This window comes from Phycicoccus sp. Soil802 (genome assembly GCF_001429605.1).
Classification (GTDB): domain Bacteria; phylum Actinomycetota; class Actinomycetes; order Actinomycetales; family Dermatophilaceae; genus Pedococcus.
The window spans coordinates 1-24,847 of sequence record NZ_LMSS01000005.1 but is presented as its reverse complement, the minus strand read 5'-3'; the positions used below and the strand labels follow the sequence as shown (position 1 = coordinate 24,847).

The 24,847-nt window shown below is 70.8% G+C and carries 19 protein-coding genes; 9 read left to right on the top strand and 10 right to left on the bottom strand.

The annotated features are described in order from the left end of the window. Positions 1-63: 63 nt before the first annotated feature. The 5 genes from pgm to ASG91_RS11295 are packed head-to-tail and all read right to left on the bottom strand — an operon-like array spanning position 64 to position 9,540. Positions 64-1,707 (bottom strand): phosphoglucomutase (alpha-D-glucose-1,6-bisphosphate-dependent), encoded by a 1,644-nt coding sequence (gene pgm / locus ASG91_RS11315; RefSeq protein ID WP_056922764.1) that lies wholly within the window; start codon positions 1,705-1,707, stop codon positions 64-66. Next, positions 1,700-4,327: a 1,4-alpha-glucan branching protein GlgB gene (gene glgB / locus ASG91_RS11310; protein ID WP_235545569.1), complete on the bottom strand. Its 2,628-nt coding sequence runs from the start codon at positions 4,325-4,327 to the stop codon at positions 1,700-1,702. The genes pgm and glgB overlap by 8 nt, the downstream gene beginning before the upstream one ends. Further along, positions 4,324-5,760: a hypothetical protein gene (locus ASG91_RS11305; protein ID WP_056923203.1), complete on the bottom strand. Its 1,437-nt coding sequence runs from the start codon at positions 5,758-5,760 to the stop codon at positions 4,324-4,326. The genes glgB and ASG91_RS11305 overlap by 4 nt, the downstream gene beginning before the upstream one ends. Continuing rightward, complete coding sequence (gene treS, locus ASG91_RS11300; RefSeq protein WP_056922763.1) at positions 5,753-7,462, bottom strand: maltose alpha-D-glucosyltransferase; 1,710 nt, start codon at positions 7,460-7,462, stop codon at positions 5,753-5,755. The genes ASG91_RS11305 and treS overlap by 8 nt, the downstream gene beginning before the upstream one ends. Continuing rightward, on the bottom strand, positions 7,462-9,540 hold the full coding sequence (locus ASG91_RS11295) for an alpha-1,4-glucan--maltose-1-phosphate maltosyltransferase (protein ID WP_082594179.1): 2,079 nt from the start codon (positions 9,538-9,540) through the stop codon (positions 7,462-7,464). Before ASG91_RS11295 ends, treS begins: the two co-directional genes overlap by 1 nt. Positions 9,541-9,695: 155 nt before the next feature. Here ASG91_RS11295 and glgP point away from each other — a divergent pair, with 155 nt between their 5' ends. Further along, positions 9,696-12,275: an alpha-glucan family phosphorylase gene (gene glgP, locus ASG91_RS11290; RefSeq protein WP_056923202.1), complete on the top strand. Its 2,580-nt coding sequence runs from the start codon at positions 9,696-9,698 to the stop codon at positions 12,273-12,275. A gap of 64 nt (positions 12,276-12,339) precedes the next feature. Here the strand turns inward: glgP and ASG91_RS11285 are convergent, their stop codons facing one another. After that, positions 12,340-12,585, bottom strand: coding sequence for a hypothetical protein (locus ASG91_RS11285; RefSeq protein WP_056922761.1), 246 nt, complete (start codon positions 12,583-12,585; stop codon positions 12,340-12,342). 52 nt (positions 12,586-12,637) lie between these two features. Next, on the bottom strand, positions 12,638-13,462 hold the full coding sequence (locus tag ASG91_RS11280; RefSeq protein ID WP_056922760.1) for a hypothetical protein: 825 nt from the start codon (positions 13,460-13,462) through the stop codon (positions 12,638-12,640). Positions 13,463-13,580: 118 nt separating this feature from the next. On the opposite strand from ASG91_RS11280, the gene ASG91_RS11275 reads away from it, so the two are divergent. Then, complete coding sequence (locus ASG91_RS11275) at positions 13,581-14,615, top strand: acyltransferase (RefSeq protein WP_056922759.1); 1,035 nt, start codon at positions 13,581-13,583, stop codon at positions 14,613-14,615. A gap of 158 nt (positions 14,616-14,773) precedes the next feature. Then, entirely contained in the window at positions 14,774-16,228 is a 1,455-nt protein-coding gene (locus ASG91_RS11270; RefSeq protein WP_056922758.1) for an FAD-dependent monooxygenase, read from the top strand. Between the two features lie 29 nt (positions 16,229-16,257). On the opposite strand, the gene glgX is transcribed toward ASG91_RS11270, so the two are convergent. Continuing rightward, the gene (gene glgX, locus ASG91_RS11265) at positions 16,258-18,414 is read right to left on the bottom strand and encodes a glycogen debranching protein GlgX (RefSeq protein WP_082594105.1); all 2,157 of its coding nucleotides are present in this window, start codon (positions 18,412-18,414) and stop codon (positions 16,258-16,260) included. A gap of 35 nt (positions 18,415-18,449) precedes the next feature. Between glgX and ASG91_RS11260 the strand changes: the two genes are divergently transcribed. Genes ASG91_RS11260 through ASG91_RS11245 form a run of 4 tightly spaced genes read left to right on the top strand, consistent with a single transcriptional unit; the run spans position 18,450 to position 21,387 of the window. Further along, the gene (locus ASG91_RS11260; protein WP_056922757.1) at positions 18,450-18,938 is read left to right on the top strand and encodes a hypothetical protein; all 489 of its coding nucleotides are present in this window, start codon (positions 18,450-18,452) and stop codon (positions 18,936-18,938) included. Continuing rightward, the gene (locus ASG91_RS11255; RefSeq protein WP_056922756.1) at positions 18,935-19,729 is read left to right on the top strand and encodes an enoyl-CoA hydratase/isomerase family protein; all 795 of its coding nucleotides are present in this window, start codon (positions 18,935-18,937) and stop codon (positions 19,727-19,729) included. Before ASG91_RS11260 ends, ASG91_RS11255 begins: the two co-directional genes overlap by 4 nt. Positions 19,730-19,732: 3 nt before the next feature. After that, positions 19,733-20,704: a class I SAM-dependent methyltransferase gene (locus ASG91_RS11250; protein WP_056922755.1), complete on the top strand. Its 972-nt coding sequence runs from the start codon at positions 19,733-19,735 to the stop codon at positions 20,702-20,704. A 26-nt stretch (positions 20,705-20,730) separates the two neighbouring features. Continuing rightward, positions 20,731-21,387 carry an acyltransferase gene (locus tag ASG91_RS11245; protein ID WP_235545567.1) on the top strand — a complete coding sequence of 219 codons (657 nt, stop codon included), beginning with the start codon at positions 20,731-20,733 and terminating at the stop codon, positions 21,385-21,387. A 58-nt stretch (positions 21,388-21,445) separates the two neighbouring features. On the opposite strand, the gene ASG91_RS11240 is transcribed toward ASG91_RS11245, so the two are convergent. Together ASG91_RS11240 and ASG91_RS11235 are read right to left on the bottom strand one after the other, a co-directional pair. Next, on the bottom strand, positions 21,446-22,966 hold the full coding sequence (locus ASG91_RS11240) for a 1,4-alpha-glucan branching protein domain-containing protein (protein ID WP_056922753.1): 1,521 nt from the start codon (positions 22,964-22,966) through the stop codon (positions 21,446-21,448). Between the two features lie 40 nt (positions 22,967-23,006). Further along, entirely contained in the window at positions 23,007-23,420 is a 414-nt protein-coding gene (locus ASG91_RS11235; RefSeq protein WP_235545565.1) for an MmcQ/YjbR family DNA-binding protein, read from the bottom strand. Positions 23,421-23,523: 103 nt separating this feature from the next. Here ASG91_RS11235 and ASG91_RS21215 point away from each other — a divergent pair, with 103 nt between their 5' ends. Beyond that, positions 23,524-24,237, top strand: a complete 714-nt coding sequence (locus tag ASG91_RS21215; protein WP_056922752.1) for a VOC family protein — start codon at positions 23,524-23,526, stop codon at positions 24,235-24,237. Continuing rightward, positions 24,234-24,719, top strand: a complete 486-nt coding sequence (gene arfB / locus ASG91_RS21210; RefSeq protein ID WP_235545563.1) for an alternative ribosome rescue aminoacyl-tRNA hydrolase ArfB — start codon at positions 24,234-24,236, stop codon at positions 24,717-24,719. Before ASG91_RS21215 ends, arfB begins: the two co-directional genes overlap by 4 nt. Positions 24,720-24,847: the final 128 nt, after the last annotated feature.

The window sequence follows — 24,847 nt, the reverse complement described above, 5'->3', positions numbered from 1 at the left end:
CGGAGGATGCCTCCGAATTTCGGTGCGCCGGTCGAAACGCACCCGGCGTCGGTGAGCCTGCTGTCAGCCGCCGAGGGCGGCGCCCACGACCTCCTTGGCCTCGGCCTGGACCTGCGCGAGGTGCTCCGGGCCCTGGAAGGACTCGGCGTAGATCTTGTACACGTCCTCGGTCCCGGACGGGCGGGCCGCGAACCAGGCGCTCGCCGTCGTCACCTTGAGGCCGCCGATGGCCGCGCCGTTGCCGGGAGCCTCGGTGAGCTTGGCCGTGATCGGCTCCCCAGCCAGGGAGTCCGCCGCGACGTCGCCGGGGGACAGCGCCGCGAGCTTGGCCTTCTGCTCGCGGTTGGCGGCTGCGTCGATGCGGGCGTAGGCCGGGTCACCGTGCCGGGCCGTGAGCTGGCGGTAGTGCTGGCTCGGGCTCTGGCCGGTCGCGGCGAGGATCTCGGAGGCCAGCAGCGCCAGGAGGATGCCGTCCTTGTCGGTGGTCCAGGCCCTGCCGTCGCGACGCAGGAACGAGGCCCCGGCGGACTCCTCGCCGCCGAAGCCGAAGCTGCCGTCGATGAGGCCGGGGACGAACCACTTGAAACCCACCGGCACCTCGACGAGTCGACCGCCCACATCGGCCGCGACCCGGTCGATCATCGACGACGAGACCAGCGTCTTGCCGATCGCCGCATCCGCGGGCCAGTCGGGACGGGCGCCGCCGAAGAGGTACTGGATGGCGACGGCGAGGAAGTGGTTGGGGTTCATCAGGCCGCCGTCGGGGGTGACGATCCCGTGGCGGTCCGAGTCGGCGTCGTTGCCGGTGGCGATGTCGTACTCGTCCTTGCGGGCGATCAGCGACGCCATCGCCGACGGCGACGAGCAGTCCATCCGGATCTTGCCGTCCCAGTCGAGGGTCATGAACCGCCAGGTCGGGTCGACCAGCGGGTTGACCACGGTGAGGTCCAGCCCGTGGCGATCGGCGATCTCGCCCCAGTAGTGGACCGAGGCGCCGCCCAGGGGATCTGCGCCGATCCGGACGCCGGCGTCCTTGATTCGTTGCAGGTCAACGACATTCGGCAGGTCGTCGACGTAGGTGCCCAGGAAGTCGTAGGGCTGCGCGTGCGCGCGGGCCCGGCTGAACGGCATCCGGCGGACGCCCTCGAGACCACTCGCGATCAGCTCGTTGGCGCGGGCGGCGATGACCTTGGTGGCGTCGCTGTCGGCGGGGCCACCGTGCGGCGGGTTGTACTTGAAGCCGCCGTCGGAGGGCGGGTTGTGCGACGGGGTGACGACGATGCCGTCAGCGAGGACCGGGCCCGTGGTGCGGCCCTCGTTGGCGCGGATGATGGCGTGGCTCACCGCCGGCGTCGGGGTGTAGCCGTCGCGGTCGTCGACGAGCACGATGACGTCGTTGGCGGCGAGCACCTCCAGCGCGGTGGCCCAGGCCGGCTCGGAGAGCCCATGGGTGTCCCGGCCGATGAACAGCGGGCCGTCGTAGCCCTGCGACTTCCGGTAGTCGCAGATCGCCTGCGTGGTCGCGAGGATGTGCGCCTCGTTGAACGCCGTCCGCAGGCTCGAGCCCCGGTGCCCGGAGGTGCCGAACGCGACCTGCTGGTCGAGGTCGTCGGGGTCGGGGTCGAGCGTGTAGTAGGCGGTCACCAGGTGGGCGACGTCGACCAGGTCGGAGGGCTGGGCGAGCTGTCCAGCGCGCGGGTCACTCATCGGCCAGTGCCTTCCGGTCGGTGTCCACCGGTGCGAGGTAGACGGCGGACAGCGCGGCGACGCGGACCTCGACCGACCAGGGCTGACCGTTCGCGCCGTGCTCCTGTGCGGTCACGACGACCTCCGCCTGGCTCGGCGTGCCGAACTCGTCGTAGCCGCTGGTGTCGAGGATGACCTTCCAGTCGCCCGGTCGCGGCACCCCGATCCGCAGGGGGTCGCGGGCCAGGCCGCCGAAGTTGACCGCCACGGCAACCACGGCGCCCTGCCGGTCCGGCGTGCCGAAACGCAGGTAGGAGTAGGTGTTCCACGCGTTGTCATCGGCGTTGAGCCACTCGAAACCCGCAGGGTCGGAGTCCAGCGCCCACAGAGCGGGGTTCTCCCGGTAGACCCGGTTCAGCTCCTTGACCAGGTTGTGCACCCGGTAGTGGGCGGCGTGGTCGAGCAGCCACCAGTCGAGCTGTCGGCCGTCGGCCCACTCGGCCTCCTGCGCGAACTCGCTGCCCATGAAGATCAGCTGCTTGCCGGGGTGGCTCCAGATGTACGCCAGGAAGGCGCGCACCGTGGCGAGCTGGTCGTAGCGGCTGCCGGGGGCCTTGCGTAGCAGCGAGCCCTTGCCGTGGACGACCTCGTCGTGGCTGATCGGCAGCAGGTAGTTCTCGCTGTAGGCGTACATCAGCGAGAAGGTCAGCAGGTGGTGGTGGTACTGCCGGTGGATCGGGTCCTCCTTGAGGTATTTCAAGGAGTCGTTCATCCAGCCCATGTTCCACTTCAGCCCGAACCCGAGACCACCGCTGTCGGTCGGTTTCGTGACGCCCGGCCAGGAGGTGGACTCCTCGGCGATCGTGACGATCCCGGGCACCCGCTTGTATGCCGTGGCGTTGGCCTCCTGGAGCAGGCCCACCGCTTCGAGGTTCTCCCGCCCGCCGTGGATGTTGGGCACCCACTCGCCGTCCTTGCGGGCGTAGTCGAGGTAGAGCATCGAGGCGACACCGTCGACGCGCAGCCCGTCGACGTGGAACTCCTCCATCCAGTACACGGCGTTGGCGACGAGGAAGTTGCGCACCTGCATCCGGCCGAAGTCGAAGATGTAGGAGCCCCACTCCGGGTGCCAGCCCTTGCGGGGGTCGGCGTGCTCGTAGAGGGGGAGCCCGTCGAAGCGGGCCAGTGCCCACGGGTCGGTGGCGAAGTGTCCCGGCACCCAGTCGAGGATCACGCCGATCCCGGCTTGGTGCAGCCGGTCCACGAGGTAGCGGAAGTCGTCGGGGCGGCCGAACCGCGCGCTCGGGGCGTAGTAGCTGGTCACGTGGTAGCCCCACGACGGCGGGTAGGGGTGCTCCATCACCGGCATGAACTCGACGTGCGTGAAGCCGAGGTCGGCCACGTAGTTGACCAGGTGCTCGGCCAGGTCGCGGTAGCCGTGACCGCTGCGCCACGAGCCGAGGTGCACCTCGTAGACGCTCATCGGCTGCTTGTGGGCGTCGTTGCCGGCCCGCTGCTCCATCCAGGCGTCGTCGCTCCAGCTGTAGCGGGACTGGACGACCGAGGACGCCCGACCGGGCGGGAGCTCGGTGGCCTGCGCCATCGGGTCGGCCTTCTCGCGCACCTTGCCGTCGGCGCCCCGGACCAGGAACTTGTAGAGCGTGCCGTCACCGACGCCGGGCACGAACAGCTCCCACACGCCGGACTCGCCGAGCAGTCGCATCGAGTGGCTGCGGGTGTCCCAGCCGTTGAAGTCGCCGGCCACGTGCACGGCCTGGGCGCGCGGGGCCCACACGGCGAACGACGTGCCCACGACGGTGCCCATCGGCCCCGGGTACTCGCGGACGTGGGCGCCGAGGACGGTCCACAGCTCCTCGTGCCGCCCCTCGCCGATGAGGTGCAGGTCGATCGGCCCGAGGGTGGGAGCGAACCGGTAGGGGTCGTCCATCTCGTGCTCGATGCCGTCCGCATAGGCGACGAGGAGGCGGTAGTCCTGGGTCTGGGTGGCCCCGACCCGCATGCCGCCCCAGACGCCGTCGGACTCGTGCAGCAGCTCGATCCGCTCGCCGTCCTGGAACCGGACGCCGACCGACGACGCGAACGGCTTGTAGGTGCGGACCAGCAGCCCTTCCTCGTCGAGGTGGTGCCCGAGCAGGTCGTGCGGCTGCTGGTGGCGACCGTCGGCGAGGGCGCGGATGGCCTCCTCCGGGGTCGACGGCGTGGGGACCGGCTCGGGGACGCGCTCGACCGGGGGCTCCACGGGCTGCTCGACGGCACGCCGCGCAGCCGAACGGCTGGTGGGCGTCTCGGCCGGTGGCGTCTCGGCCGGGTCGGCCAGGCCGAACCAGCCCTTGGCGGGCTCTTCCTCGGCCGCAGCAGGCTCTGGGGGTGCGGCCGGGCTCTCGTCAGTCGCCGTCGCTGTCGCCGTCACCTCATCCGTCGCTGTCGCCGTCACCCCTTCCGTCGCTGTCGCCGTCACCTCTTCCGTCGCCGTCACGTCGTCGTGCGGAAGATCTGCGGGGTCAGGACCCGGTGACTCTTCCGAAGACTCGTGGGTGGCAGCGATCTCGGGGGTGACCTGCTCCTCCGGGGTCTCGTCGGAGCTGGACTTCTGCTTCTTCTTGCCGAACCGTGGACTCACGTCAGGTCCTTCCTCGCGTCGTCGAGCAGTCGGACCACGGCAGCCGTGGGGATGGTCAGCCAGGTGGGCCGGTTGCGGGCTTCGTACACGACCTCGTAGAGCGCCTTGTCGAGCTGGAAGGCGATGAGCAGCGCGGCGTCCGCGCGCGGGTCGCGACCGGACTCTGCGGCATACCCGTCGAGGAAGGCGCGCTGCGCGCTCTCGGCCCAGTCGCGGGCACTGCCGCCGGGGTGGGACTGCTCCCACGAGCCCGCGGCGTAGTCGAACGAGCGGAGCATGCCGGCGATGTCACGCACCGCGAGGTCGGGCAGCATGCGCTCGGAGAGCGGGCGGAGGGGCTCGCCCTCGAAGTCGAGCAGCACCCAGCCGCGGCCGTCCACCTTGAGCACCTGGCCGAGGTGGTAGTCGCCGTGGATGCGTTGCAGGGCGGGCCAGCTCGCGTTGACGGCCCGGTCGACGACGTCGGCGATCCGGTGCTCGTAGGCGGCCAGCGCCGGGACCTCCGAGGCGGCCGCGACATAGCGAGCCCGCATGCCGGCCGCGACCGTGGCGATCGCCTCGGCGGACACGGCCTCGGTGGGCAGGATCTCCGCCAGCCGCTTGTGCACCTCAGCGGTGGCGGCGCCGAGCTGGCGGGCCGGCTCGGCGAAGTCCTCGTGCGCCCCGACGGCGCGCAGCGCGACCCGCCAGGCGTCCTCGGTGCCGGGGAAGAACTCCTGCGCGAAGGCCAGGTGGCCACGGGAGGGCTCGTCGCCCCCGGTCACCGCCGGCCAGGCGGCACTCACGGTGCCGACCATGGTGGGCACCCGGGACGAGCCGGCCTCGGAGAGTGCGCCCTGCACCGTCACGTCGGGGTTCTCACCCGACTGCAGCATGCGGAAGACCTTGCAGATCAACGGTTTCGCGGCACCATCGGAGTCGGTGCAGTCGAACACGATCGAGGTGTTCGACTGCTCGCCCGAGAGCACTTTCGAGGAGCGGAGGGCGGTCTCGGTCATCCACGACGGATGACGGCGCGGCACGACATCGGGCTCCACGGTGTCGGACTCGCTGCCCGCCTGGGGGATGGCCTGCTCCAGCACGAGCGCGAGGAGCTGCGCCGCGTACACCGGGTCCTGGGGCCCGTCGTAGACCCACCGCGGACCGAGGACGCTGTGCTCCATCGTCCCGACGAGGGCCTGCTGTCCGCCCTCCAACGGCGCGCCGCGGTAGGTGAGCGGCACCTGGTAGACCACCGGCTCGGGCCCACCCTCGTCCACGACGATGAGCGTCTCGATGCCCACCTGCCCAGCGGGGTCGTCGAGCCGCCACGACCAGAGCTTGCGCAGCACCGGGAGCCGCCCCTTGGCGGCATACCAGCGCTGGCGCGCCATCCACGGCCCCACGAGCTCGAGCTTCGTGGGGGAGAGCGTGGCGTCGTGGATCTCAGCCATGCGCTGCACCCGGCACCAGGCGGAGCCAGAAGAAGTCGCGGGAGCCGAGGGTCAGGGTGATGGTGCCGTCGTCGCTGATCTTCGGGAACCCCTGGCCACCGAAGAGGTCCTCGAGGTGGGCGCCCCGGAACTCGTCCGGCACCCGGACGGTCGTCGCCTGCGGTCGGCTCGCGAGGTTGTTCACGCAGAGCACGGCCTCGGAGTCGCTGTTGCCGTCGTGGTCCCACGTCACGCGCAGGAAGGACAGCACCGCCTCGTTGTCCGACGGGCAGACCTCGAAGTCACCGAGCCCGAAGACGGGGTGGCGCTTGCGGATCTCGAGCATCGCCCGCACCCAGTGCAGCAGCGACGAGCTGCTCGCCATCTGGGCCTCGACGTTGACGTTGTTGTAGTGGTAGACGAGCGACGACACGACCGGCAGGTAGAGCTTGCCGGGGTCGGCCGAGGAGAAGCCCGAGTTGCGGTCGGGAGTCCACTGCATCGGGGTGCGGACGGCGTCACGGTCGTTGAGCCAGATGTTGTCGCCCATGCCGATCTCGTCGCCGTAGTAGAGGCACGGTGACCCCGGCAGTGAGAGCAGCAGCGCGTGGATCAGCTCGATCTCGGCGCGGCTGTTGTCCAGCAACGGTGACAGCCGTCGCCGGATGCCGACGTTGGCGCGCATCCGGGGGTCGGGTGCGTACCAGCCGTACATCGCGGTGCGCTGCTCCGGCGTGACCATCTCGAGGGTGAGCTCGTCGTGGTTGCGCAGGAAGGTGCCCCACTGGGTGCCGGCCGGCTTGTCGGGGGTGTCGGCCATGACGTCGACGATCGGCGCGGCCTTCTCCTCGCGCAGCGAGTAGTAGAGCATCGGCATGACGGGGAAGTGGAAGCACATCTGGCACTCCGGCTCCTCCTCGGTGCCGAAGTAGTCCACGACGTCGGCCGGGGGCTGGTTCGCCTCGGCGAGCAGGATCCGCCCGGGGTACTCGGTGTCGACCATCTTGCGGAGCTTGGCCAGGAACTGGTGCGTCTTCGGGTGGTTCTCGCAGTTGTGGCCCTCCTCCTCGTAGAGGTAGGGGACCGCGTCGAGCCGGAACCCGTCGATGCCCATGTCCATCCAGAACCGGACGACGTCGAACATCGCCTCGTGGACGGCCGGGTTCTCGAAGTTGAGGTCGGGCTGGTGGGAGAAGAACCGGTGCCAGAAGAACTGCCGCCGCACCGGGTCGAAGGTCCAGTTCGAGACCTCGGTGTCGATGAAGATGATCCGGGCGTCCGAGTAGGGCTCGTCGGTGTCGGACCACACGTAGAAGTCCCCGAACGGGCCCTCGGGGTCGGATCGCGAGGCCTGGAACCACGGGTGCGCGTCGCTCGTGTGGTTCATGACGAAGTCGGTGATGACGCGGATGCCACGGGCGTGCGCCTGCGACACCAGCTCCTGGAAGTCGGGCAGCGTGCCGAACTCGGGCAGCACCGCGGTGTAGTCGGCGATGTCGTAGCCACCGTCGCGCAGCGGTGAGGCGTAGAACGGCGGGAGCCACAGGCAGTCGACCCCGAGCCAGGCGAGGTAGTCGAGCCGGGCCATCAGCCCGGTGAAGTCGCCGGAGCCGGAGCCCTTGGAGTCACCGAACCCGCGGACGAGCACCTCGTAGAAGACGGCGGTCTTGAACCACTCGGGGTCGTTCTTCAGCCCGGGCTGGGCGAGGTTGAGACCCTGCATCAGAACCTCCGGATAGCGACGATGTGGACGGGCTCGGTCTCGGGCCCGAGTCGGACGTAGACGTGCTCACCCCAGTGCCACGAGGCCCCGGTGAGGAGGTCCTGCGCGGCGATCCCGTCGTGGTGGTCGAGGCCCAGGGCGGGCATGTCGAGGTGCATGGTGGACTCACGGGTGCTGTGCGGGTCGAGGTTCGCGACCACCACGAGGGTGTCCTCGGTGCCGTCGGCCAGCACGCGTCGCTTGGAGAACGCCATGATGTTCTCGTCGTCGACGTGGTGGAACGTGATGTTGCGCAGCCAGTGCAGGGCAGGGTGCTCGCGCCGGATCTCGTTGAGGCGGGTGAGGTAGCCGGCCAGCGACTGGCCCTCCTTGACCCCGCCGGGCTCGTAGTCCTCCCAGTGCCGGTTCTTGTACTGGTACTTCTCGTTGTCGATCTGCTCCTCGGCGCCCGGCCGGGCCACGTGCTCGATCAGCTCGTAGCCGGCGTAGATGCCGTAGGTGGGGACCAGGGTGGCGGCGAGCGCGGCCCGCAGCTTCCAGGCGGCCGGACCACCGAACTGCATGTAGGGGGTGAGGATGTCGTGCGTGGTCGGCCAGAACGACGGCCGCATGTAGGACGCGGCGTCCCCGGCCAGCTCCGTGACGTACTCCTCGAGCTCCCACTTCTGGTTGCGCCAGGCGTAGTAGGTGTAGGACTGCTGGAACCCGGTCTTGCCCAGGGTGTGCATCATCGCCGGCTTGGTGAACGCCTCGGCCAGCCAGATCACCTCGGGGTGGTCGCGCGCCACGTCGGCGATCAGCCACTGCCAGAACTCCACCGGCTTGGTGTGGGGGTTGTCGACGCGGAAGATCTTGACCCCGTGGTCGATCCACACCTGGATGACCCGGCGCATCTCCGCGTACGACCCGGCGGGGTCGTTGTCGAAGTAGAGCGGGTAGATGTCCTGGTACTTCTTGGGCGGGTTCTCGGCGTAGGCGATGGTGCCGTCGGCACGGTGCTTGAACCACTCGGGGTGCGTGGTCACGTAGGGGTGGTCGGGGGAGGCCTGCAGCGCGATGTCCATCGCGACCTCCAGGCCCAGCTCCTCAGCCTGCGCGACGAAGAAGTCGAAGTCGTCGAAGTCGCCCAGGTCCGGGTGGATGGCGTCGTGGCCACCGGCGGCGCTGCCGATGCCGTAGGGGCTGCCCGGGTCGTCGGGACCGGCCTCGAGGGTGTTGTTGGGCCCCTTGCGGTTGGTGGTCCCGATGGGATGGATCGGGGTCAGGTAGATCACGTTGAAGCCCATCCGGGCGATGGCGGGCAGCCGCTTGGCCGCCGTGCGCAGCGTGCCACTGGTCCACTTGCCGGTCTCGGGGTCCCGCACCGCACCCTCGGAGCGCGGGAAGATCTCGTACCACGCGCCATACAGGGCCCGCTCGCGCTCCACGAGCAACGGGTATGCCGCGGACGGGCTCACGTAGTCGCGCAGCGGGCGGGCGGCGAGCTCGGCGCGCACGGAGGGGTCGGTGCCGGCGTGCAGGCGGGCCAGGGGTGGGCGCCGGGTGTCGCGCAGCGCCGTGATCGCGTCGGCCAGGACGGCTTTCTGGTCCTTGGACCGCTTGACCTCGGCCAGGGCGCGCTCGAGGGTGCGGGCGCCCTCCTCGAGCATCAGCTCGGCGTCGACGTCGGCGGCGACCTTGATCGTGGCGTCGTGGTCCCACGTGCCGTAGGGGTCGGACCAGCCCTCGACGCGGTAGGACCACCAGCCCACGGCGTCGGGCTCGACCACGGCCGCCCAGGTGTTGAGCCCGGGGTTCACGGGGGTCATGGCGGTGACCCGCTCGGACCCGTCGGGGGCGACCAGGACGACCGACGCGTTGACCGCGTCGTGGCCCTCGCGGAAGACCGTGGCGCCGATCGTGAACTGCTCGCCGACGACCGCCTTGGCGGGTCGGGCGCCGTCGTCGACGACGGGGCTGACCCCCTGGACCGGGATCCGGCCGATGGGGACCTGCGGGTGCGAGGTGGTCGGTGCCTTGGTCACCGCGGGTCTCTGGCCGGTGCTGCCGGCACTGGGTGCGTCAGGAGGGCTGGGCATGGCTGCCTGGGGCTTCGCTGTCACGCGCCCGACGCTACTCGGTCGGCCCCTCGCGCACCTCCCCACGTGCAGAGATGGACGGTCCCGTGAAAATTCTTGAAAGTTCTGCAAGAACGCGTCATTCACTCTGCCCTCGAGGCCTTAGGATGCCCCACGTGAAGGCGATCCGACGCTTCAGCGTCCGTACAGTCCTGCCCGCGCCCATCGCCGCCCTCGGCGACCTGGCGAGCAACCTTCGGTGGTCCTGGCACCCACCCACCCGTGACCTGTTCCAGCGCATCGACCCGCAGCGCTGGGACAAGGTGCGCAAGGACCCCGTCCGGCTGTTGTCGGCGCTGTCCCCGCAGGAGCTGAGTGACCTCGCCGGCGACGCCGAGTTCGTCTCGGCGGTCGCCGCCGCGAAGGCAGACCTCGACACCTACCTGACCGAGCCCCGCTGGTTCCAGGCCTGGGCCGACGAGGTCGAGGGTGGCGCCCCGAAGGCGATCGGCTACTTCAGCCCCGAGTTCGGCATCACCGAGGTGCTGCCGCAGTACTCCGGCGGCCTGGGCATCCTCGCGGGTGACCACCTGAAGACGGCCTCCGACCTCGGCGTCCCGATCGTCGGCGTGGGCCTGTTCTACAAGACCGGCTACTTCAAGCAGAGCCTCAACCGCGACGGCTGGCAGCAGGAGACCTACCCGGTGCTCGACCCGGACGGCCTGCCGCTCAGCCTGCTGCGCGAGGAGGACGGCACCCCCTGCGTCATCACCCTCGACCTGCCCGGTGGCCGGGAGCTGCACGCCCACGTCCTCAAGGCGCAGGTCGGCCGCGTGCCGCTGCTCCTGCTCGACTCCGACGTGCCCGACAACGACGAGGCCGCGCGCAACATCACCAACCGCCTCTACGGCGGCGGTGGCGAGCAGCGACTGCAGCAGGAGATGCTGCTCGGCATCGGCGGCGTCCGCGCCCTGCGCCTGTGGTCGCGACTGACCGGAGCGCCGACCCCGGACGTCTACCACACCAACGAGGGCCACGCCGGCTTCCTCGGTGTCGAGCGGATCCACGAGCTGACGAAGTCGGCCGGGCTCACCTTCGACGAGGCCCTCGAGGCGGTCCGTGCCGCCACCGTCTTCACCACGCACACCCCCGTGCCGGCCGGCATCGACCGGTTCGAGGCCGACCTCATCACCCGGCACTTCGGCGGCGACCGCGCCGTCGAGGGCGTCCCCGTGGAGCGGCTCCTCGCCCTCGGCGCGGAGGACTACCCGGGCGGTCAGGCGGGCATGTTCAACATGGCCGTCATGGGTCTGCGCCTCGGCCAGCGCGCCAACGGCGTCTCCCAGCTGCACGGGGTCGTCAGCCGCGGGATGTTCGATGGGTTGTGGCCGGGCTTCGACGACGACGAGGTCCCGATCTCCAGCGTCACCAACGGTGTCCACGCCGGCACCTGGGTGGACCGCAAGGTCTACGAGGTCGCGGCCAAGCACCTCGGCACCACCGACATCGAGCGCGACAACGCCTGGGACCGCATCGGTGACGTGCCCCGCGAGGCGATCTGGTCCACCAAGCGCGAGATGCGTGAGCAGCTGGTCAAGGAGGCCCGCCGCCGCACCCGTTCCTCGTGGAAGAAGCGCGGAGCCAGCCCGGCCGAGCTCGGCTGGGTGGACGACATCCTCGACCCCGACGTGCTGACCATCGGGTTCGCCCGACGGGTGCCGACCTACAAGCGGCTCACGCTCATGCTTCGCGACCCCGACCGGCTCAAGCGCCTCCTGCTCGACGAGAAGCGCCCGATCCAGCTCGTCATCGCCGGCAAGTCACACCCCGCCGACGAGACCGGCAAGCAGCTCATCCAGCAGATGGTGCGCTTCGCCGACGACCCGGAGATCCGCCACCGCATCGTGTTCCTCCCGAACTACGACATCGCCATGGCGCAGTACCTCTACCCGGGCTGCGACGTCTGGCTCAACAACCCGCTGCGTCCCTTCGAGGCGTGTGGCACCTCTGGCATGAAGGCCGCCCTCAACGGTGGCCTCAACCTGTCGATCCTCGACGGCTGGTGGGACGAGTGGTTCGACGGCGAGAACGGCTGGGCCATCCCGACCGCTGACGGCGTCGAGGACGCCGAGCGTCGCGACGACATCGAGGCCGCTGCGCTCTACGACCTCATCGAGAACTCGGTGGCGCCGCGCTTCTACGACGTCGACGCCGAGGGCCTCCCGCAGAACTGGATCTCGATGATCACGCACACCCTCGCGACGCTGGGCCCGAAGGTCCTGGCCAGCCGGATGGTGCGCGACTACACGACCCAGCTCTACGGGCCCGCTGCCCGCGCCGGCTGGGCGCTCAACGGCGAGACCTTCGAGGGCGCCCGCGACCTGGCCGCCTACAAGGCCAAGGTCAAGGCCGCGTGGCCGACCGTCCGCGTCGACCACGTCGAGTCCTCGGGCGTCGGTGACAGCCCCGAGATCGGCGAGACGCTGCACGTCAACGCCTACGTCTCCCTCGGTGGGCTGGAGCCCGACGAGGTCGACGTCCAGGTCGTGCACGGCACCGCCCGTGACTCCGACGAGCTGCGCGACGTGGTCAGCGAGTCGCTGCACTTCGTGGAGTCCTACGAGGGTGGTCGCCACCACTTCGCCGGTGACCTCGCGCTGGCCCGCACCGGCTCGTTCGGCTACACGGTCCGCGTGCTGCCCAAGCACGCCGGCCTGGCCAGCACCAGCGAGCTCGGCCTGGTCGCCAACGCCTGACCCCAACACGGCAGTGAGGTATGCCGCGTGCGGACGTCCGCACGCGGCATACCTGTCTTCGTGGTCAGGACCCGCGGAGGAGCTCGACCACCGGCGCGAGCAGGTCGGCGTTGTCGACGCCGGCGCAGACGTACGACACCCCGGTGACCTCGCGGCGACGCTGCAAGGTCTCGGCCATCTCGTCCGGCGTCCCGCGCAGGTGGCTGAAAGCCTTTGCAGCGACGAGCTTCTCGACGCTCAGGCCCATCCGCTCCTGCAGCCAGGAAGGGATGTCGTCGCCCACCGCGCTGAGGTTGGCGTTGAGCACCACGTCCCGGCCAGCCTCCGCCGCAGCCTCGGTGACGACGCGCGCGCCATGCGGGCTAGGTCCAGAAGGGCACGCGCCAGTCATCGGTATCGGTCACGTGATAAGAATCGCCCAGCAGGTCGTCGAGGAGAGCATTGACAGCGACCGCGCATGCAGCAGCGTCAAACCGTTCGAATCGGTGGTGGCGCTCAAAGGTCCCGTCATCTTGCACGTTGTGTTGGGTCCAAAAGATGACCACTGAGCCAAAGCCGGACGCGTCCGCCATGTCCCGCAGGTCCTTCGATTGGTGGTGGAACGGCGTACCGCCCGAGTCCCTGACCGCGGCATGCAGGTTGGTCACGTCAATGGCCAACACATTGTCAGTCGAGCAATAAGGCTTCCCTGACTTGGTTCGGACGATACCGGCGAGTTTCTGCATGGCGAATGGACCCTTCTCCTGATCGGGCAGGTTGCCGCTCGCGCACTCAATCCCGGCTCCCGCGAACGCGCCTTGTGCCACCAAGTCGGGGCCGCCCTGACTCCGGTGTCTGAAGGCAATCGCCTTGTCCACAAGCAATGCAGCGATGAATATTTCGAAGCGCGTGCCGAAGAAGTTGCCGACGTCCGAATCCAAGAGCTTCTTGCGGTAACTGCGAAAGGCGTCGGGGTTCCCGTGTTCCAACAACCGTAGTTGGTCGACCAAGTCCACCATTCGCCTGAAGTGGATCTCGCGACCTTGGAAATCACCTTCATTCTGACGCCGGATGATGAGCGCTACCGCTTGGCCTATCTGACTGGCTTGTGCCTTCGTGCCCGGGGTGAATGTTTCGCCCAACAGTCGACTGAGTTCCGTGGTGAGCGGGAGGTACCGCGTCAGAATGAAATTCAGATCGACGGCCATCGGATGACCCTAGTCGCCAGAGTCGCCGGGCTTGACTTGAATGGCACGGGCGCCGGCACGCGTGATTGGCCCATTCGGCGGATTCGGAGACCAACCGCGGCCGGTCACACTTGCGCCCATGACACGAGCGGGACCGCTGGGCTACCGGCCGGCACTCGACGGGCTGCGCGGCGTCGCAGTCCTGCTCGTCCTCGCCCAGCACGCGGGCCTCCCGTACTTCTCGCAGGGTGGCACCGTCGGGGTGACCCTGTTCTTCGTCCTGTCGGGCTTCCTGATCACCTCGATCCTCCGGGCCGAGCACGAGGCGACCGGTCGGATCGACCTCCGCGGCTTCTACCTGCGGCGCGCGCGGCGCCTGCTCCCCGCACTGGCGCTGCTCCTGATCGGCGTGAGTGCGTACCTGCTGGTCTCGCACCAGTCGCTGCTGGACGTCGTGCTGGCGGCGGGCTACGCCTCGAACATCGCGGGCGCCGCCGGTCACAACCTGGGCAACCTCGTGCACACCTGGACCCTCTCCCTGGAGGAGCAGTTCTACCTCCTCTGGCCGCTCCTGCTCCCGGTGGTGGCGCGACGCCGGCGACCTGCCGTGATCCTGGCTGCCGTGGCCGCACTGGTCGTCGCCTGGCGCGTGCTCCTGTCGTCGAGCGGGACCCCGGTCGAGCGGATCTACTTCGGGCCGGACACCCGCGCCGACGCGATCGTGCTCGGCTGCGCCCTGGCGTTCGCCCTCGCGAGCATCCCCGTGGGCCGGCTGAGGCTGGCTGCGGCGGGGAGCGCAGTGCTGGTGGCGGGCCTGTGTGCGGCCCGACCGGAGTCCTCCCTCTCCTGGCTGCTGCCCCTCGTCACGGTCGCCTCCGTGGTGCTGGTCGCGTACGCGGCACGCAGCACCTCGCGACTGCTCACCTGGCGACCCCTCGTGGCGACCGGGCGGATCAGCTACGGGCTCTACCTGTGGAGCTTCCCGGTGGCCCTGAGCGTGGCGTCGCGGGACCTGCCGCTGTGGGTCAGCGCCACCACGATCACGGCCGTCAGCGTGGCCCTGGCGCTGGCCTCCTGGTTCGTCGTGGAGACGCCGTTCCTGCGCCACCACGTGAAGGGCGCGGCAGAGGCCGACGAGGTCCATGCACTGCCGGTGGGGCTCCCCGCCCACTGAGGAAGAGCCGATGGCCCGGGCTGGCATGATCGACGGCGACCGGACCGCGACATGACCGACGGCGACATGACCGACGGCGACATGACCGACGGCGACATGACCGACGGCGACATGACCGACGGCGACATGACCGACGGCGACTCGGGCGAGGGGGCGACATGAACGACGTGACGATCGTCGGTGCCGGGCCGACCGGCCTGATGCTGGCCGGAGAGCTGGCGCTGGCCGGCGTGCCGGTCGTCGTCCTCGAACGTCGCCCGACCCCTGACCTGGTGGGCACCCGCGCCCGAGGCTTCCACTCGCGGACGATCGAGGTCTTCGACCAGCGCGGCATCGCCGACCGCTTCCTCGCCGAGGGCCAGACCTTCCAGGCGATGAGCTTCGCCGGCATCCCGCTGGACGTGGCCAGCCTCCCCACGCGCCATCCCTACACGCTCGGCCTGTCCCAAGGTCACGTCGAGGACATCCTGCGCGGCTGGGTCGACGAGCTCGGGGTCTCGATCAGCTTGGGCGTGGAGGTCACCGGACTCCGCCAGGACGACAACGGGGTCGACGTCCTCCTCGCGGACGGCACCTGGCGGCGGACCGGCTACCTCGTCGGTGCCGACGGCGGTCGCAGCGTCGTCCGCAAGGCGGTCGGCATCGAGCTCGTCGGTGCTCGGGCCACCCGCAGCCACCTCATCGCCGAGGCCGAGCTCTCGGAGGAGCCTCCCACCGGGATCCGGCACGACGACGTGGGGATCCACGGCATCAACCTCGTCCAAGGCACCACCTTCGGCATGGTCGTGACCGAGCGGGAGCTGGGCGACGCCACCGAGCCCACCCTCGCCGACCTCAGCGCCGCCCTCACCGACGTCTACGGCACGGATTTCGGGATCCACGACCCCGCGTGGATCTCCCGGTTCACCGACGCGGCCCTCCAGGCGGCCGACTACCGGCGTGGGCGGGTCCTGGTCGCGGGGGACGCCGCGCACATCCACCCGCCGACCGGCGGCCAGGGGATCGGGCTGGGTGTGCAGGATGCGGTCAACCTCGGCTGGAAGCTGGCCCAGGTGGCCAAGGGCGACTCACCCGAGGTGCTCCTCGACACCTACGTCGCCGAGCGCCACCCAGCCACGGCTCGCGTCCTGAGCAACGTCGTGACCCAGGCGCTGTTGCAGCGCAGCGACGCGCGCACCGACGCCCTCCGGGCGACGTTCGCCGACGTGCTGCGCTCGGACGAGCCACGCAGCCAGCTCGCCGGCCTCCTGTCCGGACTCGACGTGGCCCACGACCTCGGCGAGGGACACCCCTTGCTGGGACGACGCATGCCCGACCTGGACCTGGTCACCGCCGACGGCCCCCGCAGCGTCTTCGAGCTGCTCCACGACGCCCGCCCCCTCCTGCTCGACCTCGGCGAGCCGGGCAGCCTCGAGACCGCCGGGCTGGCGGACCGGTTCAAGCGGGTGGACGCCGAGAGCCCCGGCCCCTGGGTGCTGCCCGTCGTCGGGGCCGTCACGGCGCCGACGGCAGTCCTGGTCCGACCCGACGGCCACGTGGCGTGGGTGGGCGAGGGGACGGCAGCCGGGCTCGACGAGGCCGTCACGACCTGGTTCGGGACACCCGCCGGCTGAGCGCAGCCAGGGCGCCAGGGCTCGCGCGGTCAGGTGGCGTCGGTCGCCCGGTAGACCCGGATGCAGGTCGGCCCGACCTCGACCGGACCCGGGGGCGTCGAGTCGCCGGGCGGTCCCGGGCGCTCGTCGGTCGAGTCCCACAACAGCTGGTATGCCGTGAGGCCGGGAACGGCGGGCAGCGTCACCTTCCCGGCGTCGGAGGAGCCGTGCAGCACGACCAGCACGGAGGCGTGGCCCACCCACGCGCCGTTGAGCAGCATCTGCAGGGTGCGGGTCGACGGGTCCTCCCACCGGCCGTTCTCCATCGGCTCGCCCTCGATGTCGAACCATGCGAGGTCGGTGGAGCCGTCCTCGTGCACCTCGCGACCGGTGAAGAAGGTGCGCTGGCGCAGGACCGGGTGGTCGGCCCGCAGGCGGGTGAGGAACCGCGTCGTCGCGAGCAGGTCCTGCTGCCACGGCTCGAGCCCCCACGAGAACCACGACGTCGGGTTGTCCTGGCAGTACGGGTTGTTGTTGCCGCTCTGGCTGCGGCCGAACTCGTCGCCCGCGTTGAGCATCGGCACCCCCGTGGCGAGCAGGGTGGAGCCCAGCAGGTTGCGCACCGAGCGCCGCCGCACCTCCTCGACCTCGGGATCCGCGAGGCCGGTGTCCGGGCCCTCGACGCCGTGGTTCCAGGAGCGGTTGTTGTCGCTGCCGTCGCGGTTGCCCTCGCCGTTGGGGCCGTTGTGCTTGGAGTTGTAGCGGGTCAGGTCGCTGGTGGTGAAGCCGTCGTGGGCGGCGACGAAGTTCACCGACGCGACCGGTCCGCGGTCGCGGGACCCGAACAGGTCCTGCGACCCGGCCATCCGGGTGGCCAGCTCGCGCACCCCGTGGCCCTGGTGGTGGCCGGCGGCCTGGGCCTTGAGGTCGTCGAGCCAGAAGGTGCGCACCGAGTCGCGGAACCGATCGTTCCACTCGGCGAACGGGGGCGGGAACTGACCCGTCCGCCAGCCGTGGATGCCGACGTCCCAGGGCTCGGCGATGAGCTTGACCCGGGACAGCACGGGATCGGTGCGCAGGGCCACCAGGAAGGGGTGGTTGGGGTCGTAGTCGTCGTTCTGGCCACGCCCGAGCGCGACGGCGAGGTCGAAGCGGAAGCCGTCGACGTGGCACTCGTTGACCCAGTACCGCAGGGAGTCGAGCACCATCTTGCAGACCATCGCGTGCCGCAGGTCGAGGGTGTTGCCGCAGCCGGTGACGTCGATGTCCTGGCCGCGTTCGTCGAGCCGGTAGTAGGCCCGGTTGTCCAGGCCCCGCCACGACAACGAGGCGCCGACGCGTCCGGACTGCTCGGCGGTGTGGTTGTAGACGACGTCGAGGATCACCTCGATGCCCTCGGCGTGGAGCAGTCGCACCATGCCCTTGAACTCGTCGACGGCACCCTGTGGGTCGGTCGTGGAGGCGTACCTCGCGTGGGGGGCGAAGAAGCCGAGGGTGTTGTAGCCCCAGTGGTTGGTCAGGCCGCGCTGGACGACCTCGGGCTCGGACGTGAAGGCCTGCACGGGGAGCAGCTCGACCGCGGTGGCGCCCAGCGCCTTCAGGTGGGCGATGACCGACGGGTGGCACAGGCCGGCATACGTGCCTCGGAGGTGCTCGGGCACCTCGGGGTGCTGCATCGTGAGGCTGCGCACGTGGGCCTCGTAGATGACGGTTTCGGCCAGCGGCGTGTGCGGTGGCGCGTCGCCGCCCCAGTCGAAGGCCCCGTCGACCACCACGCACCGCGGCACCGACCCCGCGCTGTCGGTGGGGCTGCGCACGAGGTCGTCGCCCTTGAGCCGCTCGTCGACCCGGTGGGCGAACACCTCGGGGGTCCAGGCGACGTCACCCTCGATGGCGCGGGCGTAGGGGTCGAGCAGCAGCTTGGCCGGGTTGTAGCGCAGGCCCTCCGCGGGGCGCCACGGCCCGTCGGCCCGCAGGGCGTAACGCTGGCCCGGACCCACCCCCGGGAGGAAGCCGAACCAGATGCCGTGGGTGCGCTCGGTGAGGGGCAGCCGACGCTCCGAGCTGCCGTCCAGGTCGTCCGCGTCGTAGAGGCAGACCTCCACCGAATCGGCGTGACCTGCATAGACGGCGAACTCGGCACCGCCCTCGACGAGCGTCATGCCGAGGGTGGGAGGAAGGTCACGCAGGCGCGTGGCGGGCGACATGGCCCTCAGCCTAGGCAGTGGTTACGGTTGGGCACATGACGGATCCGACTTCGCTGCCCAACTTCCCCCCGCCCGCGAACGAGCACCCCCTGCGCGGACGGGTCCTGGACGCCCTGATCGACCAGTCACTGGCGCCCAACGTGGACAACGACGGCGACGTCGCCTTCACGGTGCAGGACCAGCAGCTGTTCGTGCGCTGCACCGAGGGCGACTTCCAGATCATGCGCGTCTTCGGACAGTGGGCGATCAGCGACGCGGTCCCGAGCGACCCGCTGACCCGCCTGGCCACCTGCAACGAGATCACCCTGCAGATGAACGTCGTGAAGGCCGGGCTGGCCAACGACACCCTGGTCGTGACGAGCGAGCACATCGTCGACCAGAACAGCGACGTCCCGGCCCTGGTCAACGTCTCCATCCAGCTCGTCCTCGCGGGTGTGCAGATGTGGCACGAGCGGATCATGGGCGGCGGCGAGGACACCGGTCCCGGCGCGGGCCAGCCCGCGCCCGGGGGAGGCCCGGCATGAGCGACGGCACCGCCACGGACGTGGTCTCGCTCGAGGTCGAGGGTGGGATCGCCACGATCCGGCTCAACCGCCCGCCGATGAACGCCCTCAACGCCGAGGTCCAGTCCGCCCTGTCGGCGGCGGCGATCGAGGCCGGCCAGCGACGTGACGTCGCCGGGGTCGTCCTCTACGGCGGCGAGAAGGTCTTCGCCGCCGGGGCCGACATCAAGGAGATGGAGCGGATGTCCTACACGGACATGGCCGACCACTCCGGCGCCCTCCAGGACTTCACCCGCACGCTGGCCCGCATCCCCAAGCCGACCGTGGCCGCCATCACCGGCTACGCGCTCGGCGGTGGCTGCGAGGTCGCCCTGGCCTGCGACTTCCGGGTCGCGGCCAAGAACGCCAAGCTCGGCCAGCCCGAGATCCTGCTCGGCATCATCCCCGGCGCCGGCGGCACCCAGCGGCTGGCCCGTCTGGTGGGCCCGGCCAAGGCCAAGGACATCGTGTTCTCCGGACGTTTCGTCTCCGCGGACGAGGCGCTCGCGATCGGGCTCGTCGACGAGGTGGTCGAGGCCGAGGACGTGTATGCCGCCGCGAAGGCGCGACTCGCGCCGTACGTCGGCGGTCCCGCCTACGCGATCCGCGCTGCCAAGGAGGCCATCGACCGTGGCCTGGAGACCGACCTCGAGACCGGGCTGGAGATCGAGCGGATGCTGTTCAGCGGCCTGTTCGCCACCAAGGACCGCGAGATCGGCATGCGGTCGTTCGTCGAGAACGGTCCGGGCAAGGCGAAGTTCGAGGGCGCCTGACCCATGTCGTCCACGCCGACGAGCGCGGCCGGCCCGGTGCGCGCGGCCACCGCCGAGCAGGTCGCCGCCGCCTACGCCGACAACAAGCTGGCCCAGGTGCTCTACCACGACTGGGAAGCGCAGACCTACGACGACAAGTGGTCGATCTCGTTCGACGAGCGCTGTGTCGACTACGCCCGCGACCGGTTCCACGCCATCACCGGCACGCCCGACCCACTGCCGTACGGGACGGCCCTCGAGCTGGGCGCCGGCACCGGGTTCTTCTCGCTCAACCTCAAGCAGGCCGGGATCCTCGACGAGGTGCACGTCACCGACCTCTCGCCCGGGATGGTCGAGGCCGCCAAGGCGAACGCCGAGGCGCTGGGCTTCACGGTGCAGGGCAGGGTCGCCGATGCCGAGCGAATTCCCTATGACGACAACACCTTCGACGTCGTCGTCGGTCATGCCGTGATCCACCACATCCCCGACGTCGAGGCGGCGTTCCGCGAGGTCCTGCGGGTGCTCAAGCCCGGCGGCCGGTTCGTCGTCGCGGGGGAGCCCACCAGGGTGGGCGACTGGTACGCCCGCAGGCTCGGCCGGGTGACCTGGCAGGCGACCACGGCCGTCACCCGGCTGCCGGCGCTGCGCGACAGGTGGGCGAAGGACAAGGAGGAGCTCGACGAGTCGTCGCGCGCCGCGGCCCTCGAGGCCGTCGTCGACCTGCACACCTTCGACCCGGACGAGCTGGCCCGGATGGCGCTGCGCGCGGGTGCCGTCGGCGTCCGCACCCAGACCGAGGAGCTCACCGCGGCGTTCCTGGGGTGGCCGATCCGCACGTTCGAGGCGGCCGTCAAGCCCGGTGCGCTCGGCTGGGGCTGGGCGATGTTCGCCTACGGCTCCTGGAAGCGGCTGTCGGCCGTCGACCGCGTGCTGGCCAAGGCGGTGCCGGCACGGCTGTTCTACAACGTCGGCATCACCGGCGTGAAGCCCGGCTGACCGAACCCCACCGAGACGAGCCACCCGTGACCTCTGCAGCCAATGCGGACATGTCGCCGGCCGACCACGGCGAGCGCGGTTCCTCCGGCCTGCCCCGGCCGCTCGCGTGGGTCCGCTGGGTGGTCTGGGCGACGACCAACCGGGCCTTCACCCGGCACCACCTGCTGAGCTACCTGCGGATGGCGCGGGCGAGTGCGCGGTACCCGTCGCTGCGCTTCGAGGGGCCCTGCTTCATCGGCCCGGACGTGCGGTTCGAGGTCAGGGAAGGCTACGGCCGGCTCGTGGTCGGCGCGTACACCCACTTCGGTGCGCACGCCCGCGTCCGCGCCCACGAGGGCACGCTGCGGATCGGTCCCAAGTCGGTCATCGGCATCCGGAACACCATCAACTGCTGGATCGACATCTCGATCGGCCAGGCGTGCCTGTTCGGCGACGACGTCTACATCTGCGACTTCGACCACGTGACGACCTCGCTGGAGGTGCCGATCAAGGACCAGGGCATCGTCAAGACGCCGGTGCGCATCGGTGACGACGTCTGGCTCGGCACCAAGGTCGTCGTCACGCGTGGCACCGACCTCGGCGACCAGAGCGTGGTCGCGGCCTCGGCCGTCGCCCGAGGTGACTACCCGCCGCGGTCGGTCGTGGCCGGCATACCGGGGCGGGTCGTCAAGACCCGCGAGTGAGCGGCCGAGGCACGCCCGCGCCAGCGCCCTGTCACGTGCGCGACGCCCTGCTCGGGAGTCACCCGAGGCGGGCGTCCAGCGCAGGAAATGCGTTGTCCTGCAAGCCCTGTCGCCTGGCCTCGTCGAGCGCCTGGTCGCGGCGGCCGTCCTCGATGAGCTGGGCGAGGAGGTGGAAGTCGCGGCGGTGCTCCTCGGCCCGGCGTCGGGCGTAGTCGACCGACTGCCCACGCGTGACGAGGAAGGCCCAGTCGCTCGACAGCGCGTGCCACAAGGTCTGCAGCAGCTGGTCGAGGTCGGGTCGGCGGGTGTCGAGGCGACCGGCGGCGCGCTCGCGGCCAAGCACGTCGAGCCAGCGCCGTTGCAGCCACTCGTTCTCGTGCGCGATCTGGCGCACCGCCGGGCCGTCCCACACCGAGTAGTCCTTGCCCGCGCCCCACGAGCCCGGAGCCAGGTCGAGGTCGCCGGCGACGTGACCCAGGGCGATCGCCTTCTCGACGGTGGTCACCGTGACCCCCGCGCGCCGCAGGGCACGGATCGCCTTGCCGAGGAACGCCGGCCCCTCGTGCCACCAGTGCCCGAAGAGCTCGGTGTCGTAGGCCGCGACGACCAGTCCCGGCGCGCCGCGCACCTCGTGCGCGTGCAGCAGCTGGTCGCGGACGGCGTCGACGAAGTGCGCCACGTCGTGGTCCACCTGGCCGCGAGCCTCGTCGGGGTCGTAGGGCCGTTTGCGCCCCACGTCCACGTCGGGCTCGGTGATCGCCCACAACCGGATGCCGGTGAGCTCCTCGCGGGCGTGGAAGTCGCGGTAGGCGGGTGAGGCGGGGTAGCCGCTGCGCGAGGACCAGATGAGGTTGGTGACCTCGAGGTTGCGGGGCACGGCCACCACGTCGGTCCCGGCCACCCGCCACGCGGCATGCGGGTGGCCGCCGGAGTCGCGCACCGTCTGCTCGTCGACGACGAAGTGGCCGACGCCGGCCTCGGTGAACGCCTGCGCGAGCGCCGGGTGCCACCCGCACTCGGGTGACCAGATGCCGCGGGGCCGTTCGCCGAGTCGCCACGCGCTGTCGGCCATGCCCGCCTGCAGCGCGAGCGCCGCCAGCTCCGGCATCAGCAGGGGAAGGAACGGGTGGGCGCTCGGCCCGCCCAGCAGCTCGACCACGCCCTGGTCGCGCAGCCCCCGCAGGACCGGCGACCCGCCGGCACTCCAGCGCGACCCGAGCAGGCGTGCGGCACCGGTGGCACCGGCATACTCCCGCTCGGCGGTCGACCGGCGGTGCGGGTCGGGGTCGAAGCCCATCTCGCGGGCCCGCAGGCCCCACAGCCCCGCCCACGTCGCGGCGTCCCGGCGCATCCGGGGGTCGTCGAGCTGGGCGGCGAGCACGGGGGTGACCCCGAGCGTCAGCACGTCGCGATGGCCTTCGGCCGCCAGCGAGTCCAGCTCCGCGACCAGGGGCAGGTAGGACTCCACCCAGGCCTGGAAGAGCCACTCCTCGCCGAGCGGCCACACGCCGTGTCCGGGGAGCCAGGGCAGGTGGGAGTGCAGGACGAGGCAGAAGGCGCCCGGCACAGGTGGAGTCACAAGCCACCAGTCTGCCGCACTGCCCTTGGCATCGGAGGGGTCAGGGAGGTGGCTGGACCAGGCGGGCGAGCTTCTTCGGGGCCATCAGGCAGTAGCTGTCGGCCAGCAGCTCGGCGACCTCGTCCCAGTCGGTGTCGTCGTCGAGCACCATGCCGATGACGTGGGGGCTCCAGTCCGGCTTGTAGAACGGCAGCCCCGAGCGGACCAGGGCCTCGAGCTCCGCGCCGGAGGAACGGAACGTGATGACGTCGGCCGGACTGCGCAGTCGCGCGGCCAGCCCGAAGACCGAGCCGCCGCGCGGGTCGACGTGGGCGAGGTGGGCGAAGGTGCGCTGGCGGATCCGCCACCGCACGCCGATCCAGGCATCCTGCTCGTGGGTCTCGGGCAGCGCGAGGCAGATCGCGGCGACCCGGGCCACCAGGGCCGGGTCGAGATCGTCGTCGACGTCTCCCACGGCCGCGACCCTAGTCCCGCGCACCGACACGCGCAGGCCCGTGCAGCCCAGCCGCCAGCCAAATCCGGTTGCCCCCTCGTCGGGCCCATGACACGGTGCGGGCATGTCCTCCACCCTGGTGGCCGTCGACTTCGACGCACACCGTCCTGCCGAGCTGGCCCGCTTCTGGGGATCGGTGCTGGACCGACCGGTGGAGGAGCGGGCCGGCGGCCTGCTCCTGGCAGGGGACCAGACCCAGGTGGGTCTGCGGTTCGTGGCCAGCCCCAGCGAGAAGACCGGCCCCAACCGGATCCACCTCCACCTCACCAGCACCGACGAGGGCGACATGGAGCGGGTCGTGGCGGAGGCGATCGGCCTCGGGGCCAGCCACCTCGACGTCGGCCAGCTGCCGGAGGAGGGGCATGTCGTCCTGGCCGACCCGGAGGGCAACGAGCTCTGTGTCATCCCGCCGGACAGCTCGTTCCTCGCGGGCTGCGGCTTCCTCGGCGAGCTGGCCTGCGACGGCTCGCGCGCCGTGGGCGTGTTCTGGAGCGAGGTGCTCGGCTGGCCGCTGGTCTGGGACCAGGACGAGGAGACCGCCATCCAGTCGCCCGCGGGGGGGACGAAGGTCGCCTGGGGAGGTCCGCCACTGGCCCCCAAGCCCACCACGAACCGCCAGCGCCTGCTGCTGGCCACCACGGACGACCACGAGTCGGAGGTCGGCCGCCTCCTGTCGCTGGGGGCGACGCGGGTGGACGACTGGGACCTGGCGGGCCGGGAGGGCGGCGGCACGACCCTGGCCGACCCCGACGGCAACGAGCTGCGCCTCCTGCCGTGATCGCGGCTCCTGGCGGCAGGCCGCAACCCGGGGCGCCCCTGCGCGTGCCGGCGGGTCCCGGCCTGCGCCACGGCCTGGTCATCGACGCCGGCGAGCTGGTCGAGCGGTTCTCCCGCTCGTCCGGGCCCGGCGGACAGGGGGTCAACACGACGGACAGCCGGGTCGAGCTCGACTTCGACCCGTCGGCGTCCCGCGCGGTCGCGGCCCTGCCCGACGCCACCCGCGAGCGATTGCTGGAGAGGTTGGCGCCGAAGCTGGTCGGCGGCCGGCTGCTCGTCGTGGCGTCGGAGCACCGTTCCCAGCGCCAGAACCGCGTGGTCGCGCGGCAGCGCCTCGTGATGATGCTGCGCGAGGCGGCCGCCCCCGACCCGCCGACCCGTCGGCCGACCCGGCCGACCAAGGGCTCGCAGCGGCGCCGGGTCGACGCCAAGAAGCGTCGCGGTCAGCTCAAGTCCGGCCGGCGCACCGTCGACGACGGCTAGGTGTACTGACCGGGCACGTTGGTTGAGGGAGTGTGACTCCTCGATCTGAGGGGATGACGTGGGAGGGCCTCCCGCGGTGGAGTGGAACTGCTGAGGGAGGGCCTCCCGCGGTGGAGTGGAACTGCTGA

Excerpts from the sequence above, each read along its gene's own strand:
- ASG91_RS11295 (WP_082594179.1), bottom strand. The coding sequence starts at position 9,540 with ATGCCCAGCCCTCCTGACGCACCCAGTGCCGGCAGCACCGGCCAGAGA.
- ASG91_RS11250 (WP_056922755.1), top strand. The coding sequence starts at position 19,733 with ATGTCGTCCACGCCGACGAGCGCGGCCGGCCCGGTGCGCGCGGCCACC.
- ASG91_RS11305 (WP_056923203.1), bottom strand. The coding sequence starts at position 5,760 with ATGGCTGAGATCCACGACGCCACGCTCTCCCCCACGAAGCTCGAGCTC.
- ASG91_RS11280 (WP_056922760.1), bottom strand. The coding sequence starts at position 13,462 with ATGGCCGTCGATCTGAATTTCATTCTGACGCGGTACCTCCCGCTCACC.
- ASG91_RS11275 (WP_056922759.1), top strand. The coding sequence starts at position 13,581 with ATGACACGAGCGGGACCGCTGGGCTACCGGCCGGCACTCGACGGGCTG.
- treS (WP_056922763.1), bottom strand. The coding sequence starts at position 7,462 with ATGCAGGGTCTCAACCTCGCCCAGCCCGGGCTGAAGAACGACCCCGAG.
- glgX (WP_082594105.1), bottom strand. The coding sequence starts at position 18,414 with ATGTCGCCCGCCACGCGCCTGCGTGACCTTCCTCCCACCCTCGGCATG.
- ASG91_RS11255 (WP_056922756.1), top strand. The coding sequence starts at position 18,935 with ATGAGCGACGGCACCGCCACGGACGTGGTCTCGCTCGAGGTCGAGGGT.
- pgm (WP_056922764.1), bottom strand. The coding sequence starts at position 1,707 with ATGAGTGACCCGCGCGCTGGACAGCTCGCCCAGCCCTCCGACCTGGTC.
- ASG91_RS11270 (WP_056922758.1), top strand. The coding sequence starts at position 14,774 with ATGAACGACGTGACGATCGTCGGTGCCGGGCCGACCGGCCTGATGCTG.
- ASG91_RS11260 (WP_056922757.1), top strand. The coding sequence starts at position 18,450 with ATGACGGATCCGACTTCGCTGCCCAACTTCCCCCCGCCCGCGAACGAG.
- ASG91_RS21215 (WP_056922752.1), top strand. The coding sequence starts at position 23,524 with ATGTCCTCCACCCTGGTGGCCGTCGACTTCGACGCACACCGTCCTGCC.